The 18,760-nt window shown below is 70.5% G+C and carries 17 protein-coding genes and 1 tRNA gene; 12 read left to right on the plus strand and 6 right to left on the minus strand.

The features are described from left to right. Positions 1-110: 110 nt before the first annotated feature. A complete protein-coding gene (locus ACFSDF_RS12220) occupies positions 111-611 on the plus strand; it encodes a DUF3145 domain-containing protein (protein ID WP_167008047.1) in 501 nt (166 codons plus the stop codon). 11 nt (positions 612-622) lie between these two features. On the opposite strand, the gene ACFSDF_RS12225 is transcribed toward ACFSDF_RS12220, so the two are convergent. From ACFSDF_RS12225 to ACFSDF_RS12235, 3 genes are all read right to left on the minus strand, one after another. Continuing rightward, on the minus strand, positions 623-1,159 hold the full coding sequence (locus ACFSDF_RS12225; RefSeq protein ID WP_167008050.1) for a hypothetical protein: 537 nt from the start codon (positions 1,157-1,159) through the stop codon (positions 623-625). A gap of 95 nt (positions 1,160-1,254) precedes the next feature. Next, positions 1,255-1,506 (minus strand): acyl carrier protein, encoded by a 252-nt coding sequence (locus ACFSDF_RS12230; RefSeq protein ID WP_167008053.1) that lies wholly within the window; start codon positions 1,504-1,506, stop codon positions 1,255-1,257. A 384-nt stretch (positions 1,507-1,890) separates the two neighbouring features. Next, positions 1,891-3,081, minus strand: a complete 1,191-nt coding sequence (locus ACFSDF_RS12235) for a PucR family transcriptional regulator (protein ID WP_243843102.1) — start codon at positions 3,079-3,081, stop codon at positions 1,891-1,893. 77 nt (positions 3,082-3,158) lie between these two features. Between ACFSDF_RS12235 and ACFSDF_RS12240 the strand changes: the two genes are divergently transcribed. Further along, on the plus strand, positions 3,159-4,142 hold the full coding sequence (locus ACFSDF_RS12240; protein ID WP_167008056.1) for an alpha/beta fold hydrolase: 984 nt from the start codon (positions 3,159-3,161) through the stop codon (positions 4,140-4,142). Positions 4,143-4,148: 6 nt separating this feature from the next. On the opposite strand, the gene ACFSDF_RS12245 is transcribed toward ACFSDF_RS12240, so the two are convergent. Both ACFSDF_RS12245 and aceE read right to left on the minus strand, forming a co-directional pair. Next, positions 4,149-5,324 (minus strand): phosphatase PAP2 family protein, encoded by a 1,176-nt coding sequence (locus ACFSDF_RS12245; protein ID WP_167008059.1) that lies wholly within the window; start codon positions 5,322-5,324, stop codon positions 4,149-4,151. Positions 5,325-5,405: 81 nt separating this feature from the next. After that, a complete protein-coding gene (aceE, locus tag ACFSDF_RS12250; protein ID WP_167008062.1) occupies positions 5,406-8,168 on the minus strand; it encodes a pyruvate dehydrogenase (acetyl-transferring), homodimeric type in 2,763 nt (920 codons plus the stop codon). 294 nt (positions 8,169-8,462) lie between these two features. Between aceE and ACFSDF_RS12255 the strand changes: the two genes are divergently transcribed. The 10 genes from ACFSDF_RS12255 (at position 8,463) to ACFSDF_RS12300 (ending at position 17,847) form a co-directional block, all read left to right on the plus strand. Then, positions 8,463-8,882 carry a DUF3052 domain-containing protein gene (locus tag ACFSDF_RS12255; protein WP_167008065.1) on the plus strand — a complete coding sequence of 140 codons (420 nt, stop codon included), beginning with the start codon at positions 8,463-8,465 and terminating at the stop codon, positions 8,880-8,882. A 118-nt stretch (positions 8,883-9,000) separates the two neighbouring features. After that, positions 9,001-10,620, plus strand: a complete 1,620-nt coding sequence (locus ACFSDF_RS12260) for an AMP-binding protein (RefSeq protein WP_167008069.1) — start codon at positions 9,001-9,003, stop codon at positions 10,618-10,620. A gap of 21 nt (positions 10,621-10,641) precedes the next feature. Further along, positions 10,642-11,103, plus strand: coding sequence for a peroxiredoxin (locus ACFSDF_RS12265; RefSeq protein WP_377157676.1), 462 nt, complete (start codon positions 10,642-10,644; stop codon positions 11,101-11,103). A 149-nt stretch (positions 11,104-11,252) separates the two neighbouring features. After that, a tRNA-Val gene (locus tag ACFSDF_RS12270) sits at positions 11,253-11,327 on the plus strand. A 338-nt stretch (positions 11,328-11,665) separates the two neighbouring features. Continuing rightward, positions 11,666-12,058: a zinc-binding dehydrogenase gene (locus tag ACFSDF_RS12275; protein ID WP_377157678.1), complete on the plus strand. Its 393-nt coding sequence runs from the start codon at positions 11,666-11,668 to the stop codon at positions 12,056-12,058. Between the two features lie 44 nt (positions 12,059-12,102). After that, positions 12,103-13,626, plus strand: a complete 1,524-nt coding sequence (locus tag ACFSDF_RS12280) for a hypothetical protein (RefSeq protein WP_377157680.1) — start codon at positions 12,103-12,105, stop codon at positions 13,624-13,626. 10 nt (positions 13,627-13,636) lie between these two features. Then, positions 13,637-14,788, plus strand: coding sequence for a Nif3-like dinuclear metal center hexameric protein (locus tag ACFSDF_RS12285; RefSeq protein WP_167251933.1), 1,152 nt, complete (start codon positions 13,637-13,639; stop codon positions 14,786-14,788). Between the two features lie 152 nt (positions 14,789-14,940). Then, positions 14,941-15,645 (plus strand): zinc ribbon domain-containing protein, encoded by a 705-nt coding sequence (locus tag ACFSDF_RS12290; RefSeq protein WP_182397155.1) that lies wholly within the window; start codon positions 14,941-14,943, stop codon positions 15,643-15,645. Beyond that, on the plus strand, positions 15,642-16,757 hold the full coding sequence (locus ACFSDF_RS12295; RefSeq protein ID WP_167251932.1) for a bifunctional RNase H/acid phosphatase: 1,116 nt from the start codon (positions 15,642-15,644) through the stop codon (positions 16,755-16,757). Before ACFSDF_RS12290 ends, ACFSDF_RS12295 begins: the two co-directional genes overlap by 4 nt. Before the next feature lie 172 nt (positions 16,758-16,929). Further along, entirely contained in the window at positions 16,930-17,847 is a 918-nt protein-coding gene (locus ACFSDF_RS12300; protein WP_377157683.1) for a DUF559 domain-containing protein, read from the plus strand. Between the two features lie 109 nt (positions 17,848-17,956). Here the strand turns inward: ACFSDF_RS12300 and yaaA are convergent, their stop codons facing one another. Next, a complete protein-coding gene (gene yaaA / locus ACFSDF_RS12305; protein ID WP_167251930.1) occupies positions 17,957-18,721 on the minus strand; it encodes a peroxide stress protein YaaA in 765 nt (254 codons plus the stop codon). Positions 18,722-18,760: the final 39 nt, after the last annotated feature.

Raw genomic sequence — 18,760 nt, forward strand, 5'->3', positions numbered from 1 at the left:
GCCCCGTACACAGGCGACCGTGGTGCCGAACCCCAGGATGCGGCACAATAGGGCGCAGTGCTTCGGTCCGAGGACGTTGGGGAAGGCGGATCTCGAACCAGGAGGCACTGATGAGCAACGCCACCCTGGGCGTCCTGTACGTCCACTCAGCACCGTCGGCGCTCTGCCCGCACGTCGAGTGGGCCGTCGCCGGCGTATTTGGCGCGCCCGCGGCACTGCAGTGGTCTCCGCAGCCCGCTGAGCCGGGCGCCTATCGCTGCGAGCTCTCCTGGCAGGGCCCGGCGGGCACTGCCGCGACCCTGACCTCCGCACTGCGCGGATGGGAGCGCCTGCGCTTCGAGTCGACCGAGGAGCCGACAGCCCAGACCGAGGGTGCTCGCTACTCCTCGACGCCGTCGCTCGGGGTGTTCCACGCGGTCATCGGCAGCCATGGCGACGTGATGGTGCACGAGGAGCGGATCAAGGCCGCGATGGCCCGTGCCGCAGCCGGCGAGGTCGACCTCGAAGCCGAGCTCGACACGCTCCTCGGCCGGCCTTGGGACGACGAGCTCGAGGCGTTCCGCCACGCCGGCGACGGCGCGCCCGTACGGTGGCTCCACCAGGTCGGATGAGACGGTCGGCGTCAGCCGATCTCGACGCGCGCGCTCGGCGAGGTGAATCCGTCACCGACGACACGGAACTCCCACGAGCCCGTCCGGCTCGTCACGATCCACGTTGAGAACGTCCCGCCCTTGCGGGTCGTTGCGGTGACGGGGAAGTCTCCCCACTCGCCGTCCTGACCCTCACGGCGCTGGACCTGCAGCGTCGACCCGGCACCCAGCTCGGGGGCGCGGCCGGTGAACTCGATGCGCTCACCCGGACCGACCGCGTCGCTCGATGCCTCGAACCGGGGATCCTTCGGCTTCGGCGAGGACGTCGTCGGCGGTGGTGTCGTCGGGGCGGGCGTGGTCTCCGTCGGTTCCTCCGGCTCGTCCGTCTCCTCGCTCGCGGCCGGGGCCGAGGGAGTCGGCTCAGCCTTGAAGCCGAGTGCGCGGATCGCCGATGCCCCGGCGAACCCGAAGATCAGTCCCATCGCGATCCCGGCGCCCACGAGACCGAGCACGATCTTGAGCACGAGGCGGTTGCGCGCTCCGTCGGCGGAGTCGCTGCTCAGATCCATCAAGGTGCCCCTCCTCGCTGATCGGCCTCCATCATGACAAACGACCGAAGCCCGGACACAGGGGGCGTGGGTCAGCCCGATGCGAGCTCTCGCTCTCAGCCCGATGCGAGCTCTCGCTCGACGTGAGCCACCACATCCCCCACCGTCCCCGACAACGCGGCCACGGGAACGCGGACGTCGAAGCGCTCCTCGATCCCGAGGGAGAGCGCGCCGAGCGACAACGGGCCCATCCGGAGATCGTCGACGAACGACGACGACAGGCTCAGCACGCCGGGCGCTCGGCCGGGTGCGATCTGGTCGACGATCGCGGTGAGCTCCTCGACGACGGACGACGCTGGCGTGTGCATGGGGAAGTCCTCAGGTGGACGAGAGACGGTACAAAGGCCGACCATGCGCCGCCGGCCGCGTCCACCTGGACGCGGCCGGCGGCGTCGCAAGGGCGACCCCCGAACGCCCCTGCGAGGCCGTGCTCGTTGCGCAGCCCGTCACCGCCTGGCGGTGCCGGCCCCCGTTGAGGCCGCTGTGCGGCCGCCGCGCACTCCTCCGACGAAACCTCGGATTGGGTCCGCTCCGAGCCGCGTAGGTCGGAACCCCGGCCTAGTGGCGGGGGAGTAGATCCTCAACCGTGGTCACGACGACGAATCACGAGCACGTCACCAAGACTGCCTGTGACGGCCCCGGAATCACGAAGGGGACTTGGCACAAAATACTCACGGTCGGTTGTGGGGTTCCTACAACGGCGGACGTCGCTGCTCCCCGGGCGACATCAGGAGCCCGCCCAAGGTCAGTCCTACGCGCAGCGTGTAGGCGCCGCGTGGGTCGAGCGGCTCGAGCCCCGTCACCTCGCGCACCTTCCTCAACCGATAGCGCACCGTGTTCGGATGGACGAACAACCGTCGGGCCGCCGCCTCGACCGAGGCTCCCGTCTCCAAGAAGGTCGAGAGCGTCGTGTGAAGCGTCGGATCGGACTCGCTCAGCCGCGTGTGGACCCCGTCGACCAGAGCGCGCCGCGCGTGCCCGTCGCCGGCGAGAGAGCGTTCGACCAACAGGTCGTCGGCGAGGACGGGCCGTGGGGCGGCCACCCACCCCGTCGCCGCGCGTAGGCCCGCGAGCGCCGCACGTGCCGACCGGTGCGCCTGGGCGATGTGGTCGACGCCCGGGCCGATGACCACCGCACCCGACCCGAACGCGTCGACGACCGCCGCGCCCGCGGCGTGGAGGTCGCTGACGCCGCCGAGCAGCACGACGAGACGCTCGAGCTGTACGGAGGTCAGTGTGGACAGCTCAGCGGCGCGTGCGCGCCGTCGCACGTCGTCCACGACGCCGCCTTCGCCGGACGTCGGCGCCGGTGGCGCAGCACCGACGAGCACCACGACAGTGCCGTCCGTCTCCCAGCCGAGGGCCGCGGCACGTGAGCGGATGACCTCCTCGGGCTCGCCCCGTACGACGGCGTCCACGACGAGCGCCTCCATCCGGGCGTCCCACTGGCCACGCGACTCCGCCGCGCGCGCATAGACGTCGGCGGTCGCGAACGCGACCTCCCGCGCGTACGAGGACAGCTCTCGGCGCACGTCGTCCACGTCCTCAGGGCCGAAGAGGTGGGTCGCGTGCTGCTCGATTACCTCGATCGTCGTGCGCACCATCGCGACCGTCTGGTGCAAGGTGACGTGGCGCGTGAGGCCGCGGGGGGCAGCGCCGAAGACCGTGGCCGTGACGTCCACCGGCGCAGCGCCCGTACGCATCCACTCCGCGCACTGCGCGATCCCTGCGTGCGCGATCAGCGAGATCCACGACCGGTGCTCGGCATCGAGCTCGTGGAACCAGTCGAGATCGCGCTCCATCGTCGCGATCGCCGCGGTCGTGAGGTCGCCAGAGGCCTTGTCCAACACCTGCGCGTACCGCTCGTGCGTCGCCTCGCTCACACGCAACAGGGTAGGTGCAGCAGGGCCATCCAGCCGATATCCTGAGCCGAATTTCTACGAACGAGGAGCGGCGACGGATGAGCGAGCCCGACGAGTCCGGCCCCCTCCGGACGCGGTTCGTCTCGCTCCACGGCCACCGGCGGGCGTACCGGATGGCGGGGCAGGGGCCCGCGCTCCTCCTGCTGCACGGCCTCGGGTGCGACTCGACGACGTGGCTCCCCGTGATGGGGCGCCTCGCGGACCGGTTCCGGGTGATCGCCCCGGACTTCCTTGGGCACGGCGAGTCCGACAAGCCTCGCGGCGACTACTCGCTCGGCGGTTACGCCAACGCAATGCGCGACCTCCTCGCGTACCTCGAGATCGAGCGGGTCACCATCGTCGGGCACAGCTTCGGGGGTGGTGTGGCGATGCAGTTCGCCTACCAGTACCCCGAGCGCACCGAGCGCATCTGCCTCGTCGCCCCCGGCGGCCTCGGAGCGGACGTGACGCCGCTGATCCGCCTGCTCACGGTCCCCGGTGCAGGTCTCGGCCTCAGAGCGCTCACCGTGCCACCGCTGCGCGGTCCCGTCCGTGCGGGGCTGCGCGCTCTGTCGCGCTCGGGGCTCCCGTACACCCGCGACCTCGACGAGGTGGCCGGCGTCTACTCCGCGCTGTGCGACCCGGGCAACCGTGCCGCGGTCCGCGCAGCGACCAGCCATGTCGTCGACTGGCGGGGGCAACGGATCACGATGACCGATCGCGCCTACCTCGCCGAGGTGATCCCGCTATGCCTCGTGTGGGGCGAGAAGGACGCGGTGATCCCAGCCCGCCACGCGCTCGTCGCGCAGCGCCGCGGACCGCACACGGTGGTCCGGCTCTTCCCCGACAGCGGCCACTTCCCGCACAAGGACGAGCCTGATCTCTTCGTCGACGTGCTGACCGCGTTCGTCGACGAGCAGCCTGCGGCGACCTACCGCCCGCAGCGCTGGCGAGCGATCCTTCGCAGCGGCGCCCGCGCCGAGGGTGCCGACTCGGTCGAGGCAGCGGCCGCTGTCGTCGACCTCACGGCCGACGCGGGCTGACCCAGGTCAGGCCACGCTGGAGGCGGCGTCCGCCTTGGCCGCCTCGGCGGCCTTGCGCTTCTTGCGGTAGCCCCAGTTGCCCGTCACCGCGGCACCGATCGCGATCGAGAGGACGGCGATGATGACGCCGCCGATGTCGTCGAGCACGTAGTGCCAGCCGAAGTAGATCGTCGCGAGGACGGTGCCGGTGAAGTAGACCCACAGCGTCCGCAGGAGCCACTTGTTGAGGCCGATGATCTGGAAGAAGAGGCAGGCGGTGAGGACCACGGAGACGTGGAGCGAGGCGAAGCCGGCGATGCCGTGGATCTTCTCGGTGTCCCACGGGCTGCTCAGCACGTCGTAGCGGGCGTGTGCCAGCGACTGTTGCAGCGCTGCCACGCCACTGTCGCCGGGCAGGTCGGAGAACAAGGACTGGTTGGCGAAGATCGGCCCCAGCGTCGGGATCAGGTAGTAGCTCGCGACGCCGAGGATCCAGTTGAGGCTCAGCGCCGTCGCGTACCAGGCGCCGAGCGAGAGATCCTTGTTGAGGACGAGCAACGCCGCCAGCGACACCGGCGTGAGCATGAGGTACGAGACGTAGATCGTCGACAGGATCAGCGCGATGAAGCCGGTCCCGAGCACGGCGTGCAGGACCAGCGCGGGGTAGTGGCCGAAGAACAGCCACCGGTCGAGCTGCATCAGGTCGGCGTCGTACAGCACCTCGTCGCGCACGATCGGCAGGAAGCTCTTGAGGTTGCGGTAGCTCACGTACGAGACGTAGAAGGCGATGAGACCGAGCGCGGCGTGGACGAGGCGCGACCAGCTCCACTCCGTGCGCACGATCGTGACGGCGCGCGACCACAGGCCGCGGAAGGTGCGCTTCTGGAGGAACGCCTGCACGGCGAGCCCGCCACCGATGAAGAGGAACCCGAGCGCCGGAAGACGGACGTACGCGGGACCGAGGAAACCCTCGGGGTCGCGCATCGGGAGATCGAGGTAGTAGGACGCCCAGATCGTGAAGACGCCGACGACGATCGAGAACGCCACGAGGAAGGTGTAGGGCCAGCGCAGGACGCGCAGCCACGTCGGGGTCCGTCGTTCGGCCTTCGACGCCTCCTGCTCCACCGTGGCCGTCGCGGGTGCCGGAGCACTCACGGACCCGCTCGTGGCAGCATCGAACGTCGTGTCGTCACGGGGATCCATGACGACATTCTAGAGGACGAGGGGTGAACGCCCGGTGACCCTTCAGTCCACCGTGCGCTCACCCCTCGTGACGTGCCGTCGTCAGGCGTCAGCGCCTTCCTGGGGCACTCCTGCGACTGCGGTGGGGTCGTCGAGCTGGAACCGCGCGTACGCCTCGGCGGCCGTCTCCGGCTTCACCTCGCCCTGAGCGGCGAGGGCCTCGAGCACACCCACGACGATCGACGCGCTGTCGATCTGGAAGAAGCGGCGTGCTGCGGCCCGTGTGTCGGCGAATCCGAAGCCGTCCGCACCGAGCGACGTCCAGGCGTGCGGGACCCACCGCGAGATCTGGTCGGGCACCGCGCGCATGTAGTCGGTCACCGCCAGCACCGGGCCGTGCGTGCCGGCGAGCGCGCGCGTCACGTACGGCTGGACGGGCTCCTCGCCCGGCGCGTTGAACGAGGCACGCTCAGCGGCGTCGGCCTCACGTGCGAGCTCGTTCCACGACGTCACCGACCACACGTCGGCGCGGACGCCGTACTCGTCGGCGAGGATCTGCTGCGCCTCGAGCGCCCACGGGACCGCGACGCCCGACGCGAGGATCTGCGCCCGGGGGGCGTCGCCCTCGCGCTGCGGAGCCTCGCGATAGCGGTACATGCCCTTGAGCAGCGCCTCCACGTCGAGGTCCTCCGGCTCGGCGGGCTGGACGACGGGCTCGTTGTAGACGGTGAGGTAGTAGAACACGTCCTCGCCGTGCGGGTTCTCCTCAGTGCTGCCGTACATCCGCCGCATGCCGTCCTGGACGATGCGGCTGATCTCGAAGCCGAACGCCGGGTCGTAGTGGATCGCGGCGGGGTTGGTGCGCGCCAGCAGCGGCGAGTGGCCGTCGGCGTGCTGCAGGCCCTCACCGGTCAGGGTCGTACGACCGGCGGTCGCGCCGACGAGGAAGCCCTTGGACATCTGGTCGGCCATCGCCCACAGGGAGTCGCCGGTGCGCTGGAAGCCGAACATCGAGTAGAAGATGTAGACCGGGATCATCGGCTCGCCGTGGGTCGCGTACGCCGAGCCCGCAGCGGTCATCGAGGCGACCGCGCCTGCCTCGCTGATGCCCTCGTGGAGGAGCTGACCGGCGGTCGACTCCTTGTAGGCGAGGAGGATCTTCCGGTCGACGGACTCGTACGACTGACCGTGCGGGTTGTAGACCTTCGCCGTGGGGAACATCGAGTCCATGCCGAACGTCCGGAACTCGTCCGGCGCGATGGGCACGATCCGCGAGCCGATCTTCTTGTCGCGCATGAGGTTGCGCAGCAGGCGGACGAACGCCATCGTCGTCGCGATCGCCTGGTTGCCGGAGCCGCCGCGCAGCTCGGCGTACATGTCGTCGCCGGGCAGCTCGAGCGGCGTCGAGCGGACCACACGCTTGGGCAGCGACCCGCCGAGCTGGCGGCGGCGCTCGCGCATGTACTGGATCTCGTCGGAGTCCTCGCCGGGGTGGTAGAACGGCGCGATCTCGGCCTCGTCGATCTCGGCGTCGCTGATCGGCAGGTAGAGCCGGTCACGGAAGCGCTTGAGGTCGGCCTTGGTGAGCTTCTTCATCTGGTGGGTCGCGTTGCGGCCCTCCAGTGCGTCGATCGTCCAGCCCTTGATGGTCTGGGCCAGGATCACCGTCGGCTGGCCGGTGTGGTTCATCGCGGCCTCGAACGCCGAGTAGACCTTGCGGTAGTCGTGACCGCCGCGCGGCAGCTTGGAGATCTGGTCGTCCGTCAGGTGCTCGACCATCTTGAGCAGGCGCGGGTCGGCGCCGAAGAAGTGGTCGCGCGTGTACGAGCCGTCCTCGATCGAGTACGTCTGGTACTGGCCGTCGGGCGTGCGGTTCATCTGGTTGACGAGGACCCCGTCGACGTCGCGGGCGAGAAGCTCGTCCCACTCGCGTCCCCAGATCACCTTGATGACGTTCCAGCCGGCGCCGCGGAACGTCGACTCCAGCTCCTGGATGATCTTGCCGTTGCCCCGCACCGGGCCGTCGAGCTGCTGCAGGTTGCAGTTGATGACGAACGTGAGGTTGTCGAGCTCCTCGCGCGCGGCCAGGCCGATCGCGCCGAGCGACTCGGGCTCGCCCATCTCGCCGTCGCCGAGGAACGCCCAGACGCGCTGCTCGCTGGTGTCCTTGATGCCGCGGTTCTGGAGGTAGCGGTTGAAGCGCGCCTGATAGATCGAGTTGAGCGCGGCCAGCCCCATGGAGACGGTCGGGAACTCCCAGAAGTCCGGCATGAGCCGCGGGTGGGGGTACGACGACAGTCCGTTGCCCGGGCCGTGGCTGACCTCCTGGCGGAAGCGGTCGAGCTGCTCGGCGGTGAGCCGGCCCTCGAGGTAGGCGCGGGCGTAGATGCCGGGGGAGGCGTGTCCCTGGATGAACACCTGGTCGCCGCCGCCGGGGTGGTCCTTGCCGCGGAAGAAGTGGTTGAAGCCCACCTCGTACAGGCTCGCGGCCGACTGGTACGTCGCGATGTGGCCGCCGACACCGAGGCCGGGGCGGTTCGCGCGCGACACCATGGCGGCGGCGTTCCAGCGGATGTAGGCGCGGATGCGCCGCTCGACGTCCTCGTCCCCGGGGAACCACGGCTCACGCTCGGGCGGGATCGAGTTGATGTAGTCGGTGCTCGTCAGCGCGGGGACGCCAACCTGCTTCTCGCGAGCCCGCTCCAGCAGGCGAAGCATCACGTATCGGGCCCGTCCACGGCCGCGTTCGTCGACCATCTCGTCGAACGAGTCGAGCCATTCGGTGGTCTCGTCCGGGTCGATGTCGGGGAGCTGAGACGGGAGACCCTCGTGGATGACGGGGGGCCGCTCGGGTGACTGGGCCACTTCGTTTCCTTCTCTCGTACAAGTGCGCTGATCTCGCACAGATCGCGGCTGCACCGGGTGTGCGCAGCAGCGGCGTTCGGCGGGTACCGGTAGGTCCCCGGCCGTCCGACGTCCATCCTTCCACCGCGCCCTAATACCCGCGAGTAGCCGCCCCCTCCCCGGCTGCGGTGCGTGCCGTGACGGCCCCGTGGCAGGCGGACCTGCGCGCTCCTTCCCCCCGAAGTCGGCAGAGCCGCTAGTGTGTGGCGCCTAGGCACGAGTGGGCCTGGGCAAACACGTATTGAGGAGGCACGGGTGAGCGCCACCGCGCAGGACGCGGACCGTCCGGGGCACGGAGATCGTCTTGGCTTCAAGCCGGACATGGTCGTCCAGGAGCTCGGATGGGACGAGGACGTCGACGACGCCCTCCGAGAGTCGATCGAGGATCGCATCGGCAGCGAGATGGTGGACGGCGACTACGGGGAGGTCGTCGACGGTGTGGTCCTGTGGTGGCGCGCCGACGACGGTGACCTCGCAGACGCCCTGATGGACTCGCTGCAGGATCTGGTCGAGGGCGGCACGGTCTGGCTGCTCACGCCGAAGGTCGGGCGATCCGGTTACGTCGACGGCGCCGACATCGCCGAGGCGGCACCGATCGCTGGGCTGTCGACGACGACGACCAATCCGGCCGGCTCGGACTGGGCCGCGACCAAGCTCTCGACGCACAAACGCTGACGCGACGCAGGGGACGGAGTCTGGGCTGCCGGGCTTCGCGGAGATGACGTTTTCCGTTATATGTAACCGCCGGTTACACTTTCGAGCACGCATTCCGCCGACATCGTGAGGTGCCCCCATGACGAATGTGCTGCGTGGCCCCGGCCGCAACAGAGCCGACGTCGCCCTTCGCAGCGTGGCGACGTTGGCGCGGACGGGCATCGTGCGCCCGTACGGGCCGCGGACGCTCGCCCGGCTCGGCCTTGCGCTGACGAGGTGGGGCACCGGTCTCGCGGGGGGCTACGCGTCGCTCGCCGTGCGGGACCCGCACGGCATCGCCATCCACGACGAGCGAGGATCGCTCACGTTCGATGAGCTGCACCGGCAGGCCAACGCGTTGGCGCGCGGGTTCGCAGGGCTCGGCGTCGGCGAGGGCGACGCCGTGGCGGTGATGGCGCGCAACCACCGGTGGTTCGTCATCACCGCGGTCGCCGCCGGTCGGCTCGGCGCCGACGTCCTCTATCTCAACACCGCGTTCTCAGGCCCTCAGACCGCCGAGCTGCTCGGACGCGAGAAGCCGGTCGTCGTGGTCCACGACGAGGAGTTCGCCGACGTCGTGGCGGGAGCACCCGGGGACGTGCGCCGGCTGCTCGCCTGGACCGACACCTCTGGCCACGACACGGTCGCCGCGCTCGCTGCGGGGCACGACGGCGCGGACCTCGAGCCGCCCGGTCGCGAGGGTCACTCCGTCATCCTGACGTCGGGGACCACGGGCACGCCGAAGGGCGCGAGTCGCGGGTCGGGGTCGTTGAGCGCGGGCGCCGCGCTGTTGTCCCGCATCCCGCTCGAGGCTCGCCGGAGCGTGCACATCGCCGCTCCGCTGTTCCACACCTGGGGCTGGGGACACCTCAACCTCGCGATGCTGCTGGGGTCCACGCTCGTGCTCCGTCGGCGCTTCGACCCCCGCGACTTCCTCCGTACGCTCGACAAGCAGCGCTGCGACGCGGCCGTCGTCATCCCGGTCATGCTCCAACGCGCGCTGGCGCTCCCGCAGGCCGAGCTCGACTCGTACGACCTGAGCTCCGTGCGCGTCGTCGCCGCGAGCGGGTCGGCGCTGCCGGGCGACCTTGCGACGGCGTGGATGGACCAGTACGGCGACTCGCTCTACAACACGTACGGCTCCACCGAGTGCGCCTGGGCGACCATCGCGACGCCTGCGCAGATGCGGGCGCACCCGGGCACTGCCGGTGCACCGCCGATCGGCACGGTGGTCGCGCTGTACGACGACGCCGGGCGCGCGTCGTCCGGCCGGGGTGGGCGCATCTTCGTCCAGAACGGGCTTCCGTTCGAGGGGTACACCAACGGCAGCACCAAAGACGTCATCGACGGCCGGATGTCGACCGGCGACGTCGGCACGATCCGCGACGGGTTGCTGTTCGTCGAGGGGCGCGACGACGACATGATCGTCTCCGGCGGCGAGAACGTCTATCCGCAGGAGGTCGAGGACACCCTCGCGCGTCACCCTGCGGTGCTCGAGGCGGCCGCTGTCGGGGTGGAGGACGCCGAGTTCGGACACCGCCTCGTCGCGTGGGTGGCGCTGCGCGCGGACGTCCACGTGAGCGAGGGCGAGCTCAAGACCCACGTTCGTGAGCACCTCGCGCGATACAAGGTTCCACGGGAAGTACGCTTCGTTGACGAGCTGCCGCGCAACGCGACCGGCAAGGTGCTCAAGCGCCACCTGACACCGACTGACGACTGACGAGAGCGAGTGATCCCCTCCATGACGATCGAGATCGGTTCCGAGGCCCCGGACTTCACCATCAAGAACCAGCACGGCGAGGAGGTGTCGCTGTCCGCGCTGCGTGGCAAGAAGACGCTCCTCGTGTTCTATCCGTTCGCCTTCAGCGGCATCTGCACCGGCGAGCTGTGCGAGCTGCGCGACAACCTGGCCGCGTTCAACGACCTCGGCGCCGAGGTGCTCGCGATCTCGTGCGACCCGATGTTCGCGCTGCGGGCCTTCGCCGAGAAGGACGGGCTGTCGTTCTCCCTGCTCAGTGACTTCTGGCCGCACGGCGAGGTCGCCCAGTCGTACGGGGTGTTCGACGAGGCCCGCGGGTGCGCGCTGCGAGGCAGCTTCCTGGTCGATGAGAGTGGCGTCGTGCGCTGGAAGATCGAGAACGGTCTGCCGGACGCGCGCGACCTGAAGACGTACCTCGGTGCGCTCCAGGAAATCTCTGCATGACCTCCCGCACAGACCCTGTTCTGTGCAAGACTTGACAACGCGTGGCCGCTGGTGACCCGAGACGCCAGCGGCCACGCCTCTGTCCTCCCCAGCCCTCGTCGAAGCGATCGGGTAGGGTGAGGCGCCGCGCGGCAGGACGCGCGCGAGACGGGCGCATAGCTCAGCGGTAGAGCACCTCGCTTACAACGAGGCGGTCGGGGGTTCGATCCCCTCTGCGCCCACCAGCGGGGCGACCCGTAAGACAGGGAGGGGCCCTGCGAAGCACGTGGCGAAGACCAGGCACCGTGACCACGATCGGGGACCTCGGAGTGCATCGGTACGTGCTGTACGTGACCGACTTCGGTGCAGAACGGGAACACGCACGAGGAGGGGCTGAACGCGGCATGGCACGCGCCCCGTCGCTTCTGGGTGGACCCGAGCGAGGAGAACCGGGCCGCACTGCCGGAGTGGCTGACCTTCGACGGCGGCGACGTGCTCGGCCATGCGCGGACCGGGTCTGCGCGTGGACGTGCCCGAGGTTAGAGTCGAAGCGCAGATCCACGACTGCCGTCCGGGGGAACTCATGGCTGAGGCGATGCGCGCCGCGACTGTCACCGACTTCGCCGCGCCGCTCTCGATCACGAAGTGGGAGATTCCCCAGCCGGGCTCGGGTGAGGTCGCCCCTGTGCTGTGCGCCGGCGCCACCGCCGTCAGCCCGTCGGCGTTCGGGCAGTCGATCGGGTTCGCGAAGCGCGGCGGGACCATCTCGTACGTCGGGCTCCCGCTGGGGGACTTCCCGACGCCGATCTTCGACGTCGTCCTCAAAGGCCTCACGCTGCGCGGATCGATCGTGGGGGCCCGGCAGGACATGGTCGAGGCCCTCGACTTCCCGACTCGGGAGTTCGGCGACATCAACGACATCTTCGACGAGATGGAGCAGGGGAAGATCGACGGCCGGATGGTGATCCAGTACTGATCTCGCAGGCTCCGAGCGCGCACGCACCGCCGACGTGGTCGACGGTGCGTCGTGTCGTGCGCTGGCTCGAGTCGGGGTCGCGCAGCGTCCTCCTCGCGGTGCTCGCCGTCACGACGCTACTGCGGCTGCCGTTCCTGTGGGCGCCGCTCTCGTCCGACGAGGGCGGGTTCCTCCTGGTCGCGGACCAGTGGGGCACCACGGGGGGAGAGCTGTACGGCAACCAGTGGGTCGACCGGCCGCCCGGGCTGCTCGTGGTGTTCCGGCTCGCCGACGCGGCCTCGGGTGTGCTCGGTGACCGCGTGGCGCTGCGGCTCGTCGCGCTCGCGCTCGCGCTCGTCGCGGTCGCCGCCGCCTGGTACGCGGGGCGGGCGATCGCGGGGGCGCGCGGCGCAGTCGCGGCAGCGGCGGTGATGGCAGCGCTCACCTCGACCCCGGTGTTCAGCGGTCCACGCCTGACGACGGCGCTGCCCGCGGTGGCGTTCGTGACGCTGAGCGTGGCGCTCGCGCTGGCGGCCACCACCCTCGTCGCCCGGCCCGCCACGAGGCGCCGGGCAGGGGCGGTCGCAGCGGCCGCCGGAGTCGCGGCTGCGTGCGGCGTGCTGATGAAGCAGAACTACGTCGACGGGTTCGTCTTCGCCGGAGTCCTGTGGCTGATCGGCGGCCGCCGCGCATGGCGGCTGATCGGAGGGCTGCTGCTCGGGGCCGCGGTCCCGATCCTCCTCGCCGCGGTCTGGGCTGCTTCGGAGGGACCCGGGATCGGTGCACTGTGGGATGCGCTGTACGGGTTCCGGGAGCGGGCGGTGGGGGTGATCATCGAGTCGAGCACCGTGGCTCCAGAACGACGGATGCGCACGTTCGGGCTGACACTGCTCGTCACCGGCGCCGCACTGCTGGCCGCACTCACCGTGCGGGCGGTGTGGAGGCGTCGCCGCAGCCCGGTCGCGCTCGCGACGGCGGCCGCGCTGGCGTACTCGGTGATCGGGATCGCCGGAGGTGGCTCGTGGTGGCGCCACTACGCGTTGCAGCTCGCGATGCCGCTGGCGCTCGGCGCCGCCCTCGCGGTCAGGGCGGGCCTGCTCCGCGTCACGCGGGTCGCGGTCGTGCTGGCGCTCGCGTCCACGCTCGTCGGTGTCCTCTGGCAGACCCCCGTGGCGATCACCGAGCGCCCGTCGAGCGGGACCGCGGTCGGGGAGTGGATCGCCGCGAGTGCCGAACCGGGCGACACCGGCTTCGTGGCGTACGGGTCGCCGCAGGTGCTGCGCGTCGCCGGGCTGAGCGCCCCGTACCCGTACTCGTGGAGTCTCCCCCTCCGGGTCCGCGACCCCGACCTGGAGCTGCTGACGGCGCTGCTCGACGCCCCCGACCGCCCTGTGTGGCTCGTCGAGATGGGCTCGTTCACCTGGTGGGGGATCGAGACCGCGGAGTTCGTGGCGGCGGTCGCGGAGCACTACCACCAGGTAGCGGACGTGTGCGGGCACCGGGTGTTCCTGCGCAACGACGTGCGGCGCGAGCTGGGGCCGTCGTCATGGTGCCCCGACCTGTACGGGCGGACGACCTCTCCGTCGTAGGGTGGCGGACGTGAACGAGCTGCGTGTACGGGACCTCATCGACCTCCTCGACTCGTGGTACCCGCCGGGTCACGCGGACTCGTGGGACGCCGTCGGCACCTCGGTCGGCGACCCCGAGGCGCCGCTGCGCCGTGTCCTGCTCGCGGTCGACCCTGTCCAAGCCGTCGTCGACGAGGCCGTCGCGTCGGAGGCTGACCTCGTCGTCACGCACCACCCGCTCCTCCTGAAGGGCGTGCACAGTGTCGCAGCGACGACGCCCAAGGGCCGCGTCGTGCAGGACCTCGTCCGGCACGGGATCACGCTGCACACCTGCCACACCAATGCCGACTCGCCCGTTCTCGGCGTCTCGGAGTCGCTCGCGCTCGCCCTCGGGGTGAGCGAGCTCGTCCCGCTCGACGCCGATCCGGTCGACCCGCTCGACGCCTGGGTCGTGTACGCGCCGCTCGACGCCGCCGACGCGGTGGCCGGCGCGATGCACGACGCTGGCGCAGGGGAGGTCGGTGCGTACGACCGGTGCCAGTTCGTGAGCGACGGCACGGGCTCGTTCCGTCCCGGTGACACGGCCGACCCGGCGATCGGGACGACCGGCGCGGTCGAGCACGTCGCGGAGCGGCGCATCGAGGTCGTCGCCGCCCGCAGGCTGCGCGGGGCCGTCCTCGCCGCAGTGCGGGCCGCGCATCCGTACGAGGAGGTCGCGTACACGGTCACCGCGATCGCCGACGTGCCCGACACCACGCGCGGCAGCGGCCGGATCGGGGTGCTCGAGGAGCCGATGAGGTTGGCCGACTTCGCCGCGCAGGTCGTGGCGGCACTGCCGACGAACCACGGCGTCGCCCGGATCGCGGGCGACGCCGACTCCCTCGTACGACGCGTCGCCGTGTGCGGAGGGTCGGGCGACTTCCTGCTCGAACGGGCGCGCGCTGCGGGAGCCGACGTGTACGTCACCTCCGACCTGCGGCACCATCCGGTCTCCGAGCTGCGCGAGCAGCCGGGCGCACCGGCCGTGGTCGACGTCCCGCACTGGGCGGCGGAGTGGACGTGGCTCCCCGTCCTCGCCCACCGGCTGCGCGTCTGGCTCGCGGCGCGAGGGAGTACGGTGCAGGTCCAGGTCTCCACCCTCGTCACGGATCCGTGGACGTCGCACCTGGCCTGGTCGGGGTGAGCGGGGTGACTCGCTCGGACTCTGTCGACCACGCCTGGGCGAGGTAATACGGTGGAGTTCCCGGTCATGTCCAGCGGCACGGAATTTCGCCGTGCCCGTCAGAGGAGCCCACGCTGAAAGCTGACCCGTTCGACCAGCTCGCCCTGCTCGACGTGCAGGGCATCGACGCGCAGCTCTCGCAGCTCGCGCACCGCCGTAAGAACCTCCCGCAGGTCTCGGCGCTCGACGAGTTGCGCCGCGAGCGCGAGACGGTCCACGCGCGCAGCGTGCAGGCCCAGACGAAGGTCTCCGACCTGACCGCCGACCAGAGGAAGGCCGATGGCGAGGTCGCGGCCGTCCGTGCGCGCCGCGACCGCGACCAGACTCGGCTCGACTCGGGGCAGGTCACCAACCCCAAGGACCTCCAGAGCATCCAGAACGAGATCGTCGCGCTCGACCGCCGGATCGGCTCGCTCGAGGACGCCGAGCTCGAGGTGATGGAGGAGCTCGAGGGTGCCCAGTCCGAGCTCGCGCTTGCGACCGACGCGCTCGCGGCGCTCGACGCGCGGATCGCTGAGGAGCTCGGTGGGCTCGACGACGCGACCAGCGAGATCGACGCCAAGGCTGAGGCGCTGCGCGCGGAGCGTGGCGCTGCGGTCGAGCGTGTCGCCGATCCGCTGCTCACGCTCTACGAGAAGGTCCGCAACAGCCATGGAGGTGTCGGCGCGGCCGCGTTGCGCCACAAGCGGTGCGAGGGCTGCCGGCTCGAGATCAACGGCGCCGACCTGCGCGAGATCGCGAGCAAGCCGAGCGACGAGGTGCTGCGCTGCCCGGAGTGCGACCGCATCCTCGTCCGTACCCACGAGGCAGGCCTGTGACCGGTCCCCGCCGTGTCATCATCGAGGCCGACGGCGGGTCCCGGGGCAACCCCGGCCCGGCGGCGTACGGGGCGGTGCTCCGCGACGCCGACACCGGCCAGGTGATCGCTCAGCGTGCGGAGACGATCGGCGTCGCGACCAACAACGTCGCCGAGTACACCGGGCTCATCGCTGGCCTCGAGCTGGTCGCCGAGCACGCGCCGCAGGCCCAGGTCGAGGTCCGCATGGACTCCAAGCTGGTCATCGAGCAGATGGCGGGCCGCTGGAAGGTCAAGCACCGCGACATGGTGCCGCTCGCCGCCCGTGCCCGCGAGGTCGCGCCGTCCGGCGTCGTGTGGACCTGGGTTCCTCGCGAGCGCAACAAGGCAGCCGACGCGATCCTTAACGAGGTGCTCGACGACGCAGCGGGCAAGACACGTCGTGCGGCGCCTGCCGAGTCGCGCCCCACCGAGCAGCCGCAGCCGCGCAATCCGATGGTGGGGTGGCGCGACCCGCTGGCGGATCCGCCCACGACGCTCACCCTCGTACGGCACGGGGCGACCGACAACACGGTGGCCAAGGTGTTCTGCGGTGACGGTGGTGCCGATCCGGGGCTCAACGACGAAGGCCGTGCACAGGCCCACCGTGCCGCCGCCTACGTGGCGCGCGAGGGTGCCGACGTGGTGGTGAGCTCGCCGCTGAGCCGATGCCGCGAGACGGCCGAGATCCTCGCGAACGATCTCGGTGTCGAGGTGGTCGTCGACCACAGCATCGTCGAGGCGTCGTTCGGGGAGTGGGACGGGCTGACGTTCGCGGAGGTCCGCGAGAAGGACCCCGCGGCGCTCGACGCCTGGCTCTCCTCGACGGCCGCCGCGCCGCCGGGTGGCGAGTCGTACGACGCCGTCTTCGAGCGGGTCCAAAGGGCGCAGCGACGGCTCGTCGCCTCGTACGGCGGCAAGAACGTCGTGGTCGTGAGCCACGTGACGCCGATCAAGATGTTCGTCCGGCTGGCGCTCGACGCCCCGATGCCGGTCATCCATCGGCTCGAGCTGCAGCCGGCGTCGGTGAGCACGGTGCGCATCTGGCCGGACGGCATCGCGACCCTGCGCGCGTACGACGTCGTCCCCGCCTGACCCCCTCCTCCTTCCCCCGTCCGCGTTGTGAAAGCAACCTGACCGAATCTGCGCCGGGATTCGGTCAGATTGCTTTCACGACGCGGACGGAGCGTTGTGCACGGCGTTCGCGGTGTCCACAGGTCGGTGTTGAGGTCGTACGGAGGGCCGACGGGGGACACACCCTCCAGGAATGCGACCCATCCCCGCTGCCTTGCGCGACGGTCCGTTCACGATCACTCATGCCGAGTCCCATGGTGTCTCGTACCGCCAGCTGCGCGGGGCCCGCTTCCGGCGCCTGCTCCACGGTGTGTACGCGTGGGCAGATCTCGAGATGACCCTCGTCCGGTGGCTGCGTGCCGCGCTCCTCGTCCTCCCCGGGGACGCGATCGCGAGCCACGTCACGGCTCTGCGACTCTGGGGCGTCGAGATCAGGAGCCTCCACCCGCTGCACTTCTCCACGAACACCCGCCTGTATCGCCGGCCAGACGGCGTACGGCTCCATCGCCGCACCGGCAGGCTCCGCCCGTACGTGCGCGAGGGGATCGCGGCAACCGGAGCCGAACGGACGTTCGTCGACTGCGCAACGATGCTCACCCTCGTCGAGCTGGTCCAGGCCGCCGACGGGTTGATCCATCTGGGCCGCACGACCATGGACGACCTGAGCGCCTATCTCACCGCGTGCCACATTCACGGCGTGGTGCGCGCGCGTCGTGCGTTCGCCTACGCGTGCGAGAGAGTCGAGTCTCCGATGGAGACCGTCGTCCGACTTGCCTTGATCTTCGCGCGGCTTCCCGTGCCAGAGACGAACCGCACGATCTACGACGAGCGAGGGCGTTTCGTCGCGCGGTGCGATCTCGTCTACTGGACGCACAAGGTGGTCGTCGAGTACGACGGAGAGTGGCACGAGCGAAGCCGGGAGCAGCGGGCTCACGACCGTACGAGGCGCGAGCGGCTGGAGAAGCTCGGATGGACCGTCGTCGTCGTCCTGGTCGAGGACCTCAAGGACAAGCAGGCGATCGTCTGGCGCGTCTACGGTGCCCTGCGCGACGCCGGTTATGACGGAGCGCGGCCGCACTTCAACGTGATGTGGATGCGCTGGTTCGCGTGACCGTTGCCCCGTCCTCCGCGTTGTGAAAGCAACCTGACCGAATATGCCGAGGGAATCGGTCAGGTTGCTTTCACCACGCGGACGGGAGGGCGGCGCGGAAGGGAGCGCGTCAGACCTCGGAGACGACGACGTCGAGACGGTGGCCCTGCTCCTCGACGGTCCACCCGAGGTCGCGCCACGCGTCGGCGAGTGCGCCGACCGTACGAGGGGCAGCGCCCTGGATGAGAAGCTCGCGCACGAGCCTGCCCTTGGTCGCCTTGTTGAAGTGGCTCACGACGGTGCGCTTGCCTCCGGACTCGTGGAGGACGCGCACGGTCGCCGTCCGGGCGAGGACGTCGCGCGAGGGCTTCCACAGCGCCGTGTACGTCGAGGACCGCAGGTCGATCAGCAGGCCCGACCCGAGGGTCTCATTGACGACCGGTCCGAGCGCGTCGCGCCACTGGCTCGCCATCGTGCCGAGGCCGGGCAGCGTCACGTGGCCGGAGAGCCGGTAGGCCGGGATCCGGTCCGCCGGTCGCAGCAGCCCGAACAGCGCGCTCGCGAAGGCCAGCGACCGGCTCGCGCGTCGGCGCGCGGCCGCGTCGAGCGTGTCGAGGTCGAGCGCGGCATAGAGAACCCCGTCGTACACCGCATCTGCCCGTGCCGTCGGCTGCGACCACAGCGTGGCATCACGCGTGACCGCGTCGGCCTGCGTGGGCCCGAGACCGAGCACGTCTGCGGCCTTGTCCGGATCGGTGGCGCACAGCTCGACGAGCACGTCCGCGATCCGCTGCCGGGTGGCGGTGAGCTCGGGGAACGACAGCGTCGCGAGGTCGAGCGGACGGCCGCGCCGGAGGACGGACTTGCCTTCGGACGGGGGGAGGAGGACGAGCACGGAGCAAGCCTACGCAGCCGTCTTGGCAGCGAGTCGTCC

Source organism: Mumia zhuanghuii, assembly GCF_042681565.1.
Taxonomy (GTDB): domain Bacteria; phylum Actinomycetota; class Actinomycetes; order Propionibacteriales; family Nocardioidaceae; genus Mumia.

What these genes read in the sequence shown, in the direction of transcription:
- ACFSDF_RS12245 (WP_167008059.1), bottom strand. Translation starts at nt 5,324, where the DNA reads ATGGATCCCCGTGACGACACGACGTTCGATGCTGCCACGAGCGGGTCC.
- ACFSDF_RS12265 (WP_377157676.1), top strand. Translation starts at nt 10,642, where the DNA reads ATGACGATCGAGATCGGTTCCGAGGCCCCGGACTTCACCATCAAGAAC.
- ACFSDF_RS12300 (WP_377157683.1), top strand. Translation starts at nt 16,930, where the DNA reads ATGCGACCCATCCCCGCTGCCTTGCGCGACGGTCCGTTCACGATCACT.
- ACFSDF_RS12220 (WP_167008047.1), top strand. Translation starts at nt 111, where the DNA reads ATGAGCAACGCCACCCTGGGCGTCCTGTACGTCCACTCAGCACCGTCG.
- ACFSDF_RS12275 (WP_377157678.1), top strand. Translation starts at nt 11,666, where the DNA reads ATGGCTGAGGCGATGCGCGCCGCGACTGTCACCGACTTCGCCGCGCCG.
- ACFSDF_RS12260 (WP_167008069.1), top strand. Translation starts at nt 9,001, where the DNA reads ATGACGAATGTGCTGCGTGGCCCCGGCCGCAACAGAGCCGACGTCGCC.
- ACFSDF_RS12230 (WP_167008053.1), bottom strand. Translation starts at nt 1,506, where the DNA reads ATGCACACGCCAGCGTCGTCCGTCGTCGAGGAGCTCACCGCGATCGTC.
- ACFSDF_RS12225 (WP_167008050.1), bottom strand. Translation starts at nt 1,159, where the DNA reads ATGGATCTGAGCAGCGACTCCGCCGACGGAGCGCGCAACCGCCTCGTG.
- ACFSDF_RS12240 (WP_167008056.1), top strand. Translation starts at nt 3,159, where the DNA reads ATGAGCGAGCCCGACGAGTCCGGCCCCCTCCGGACGCGGTTCGTCTCG.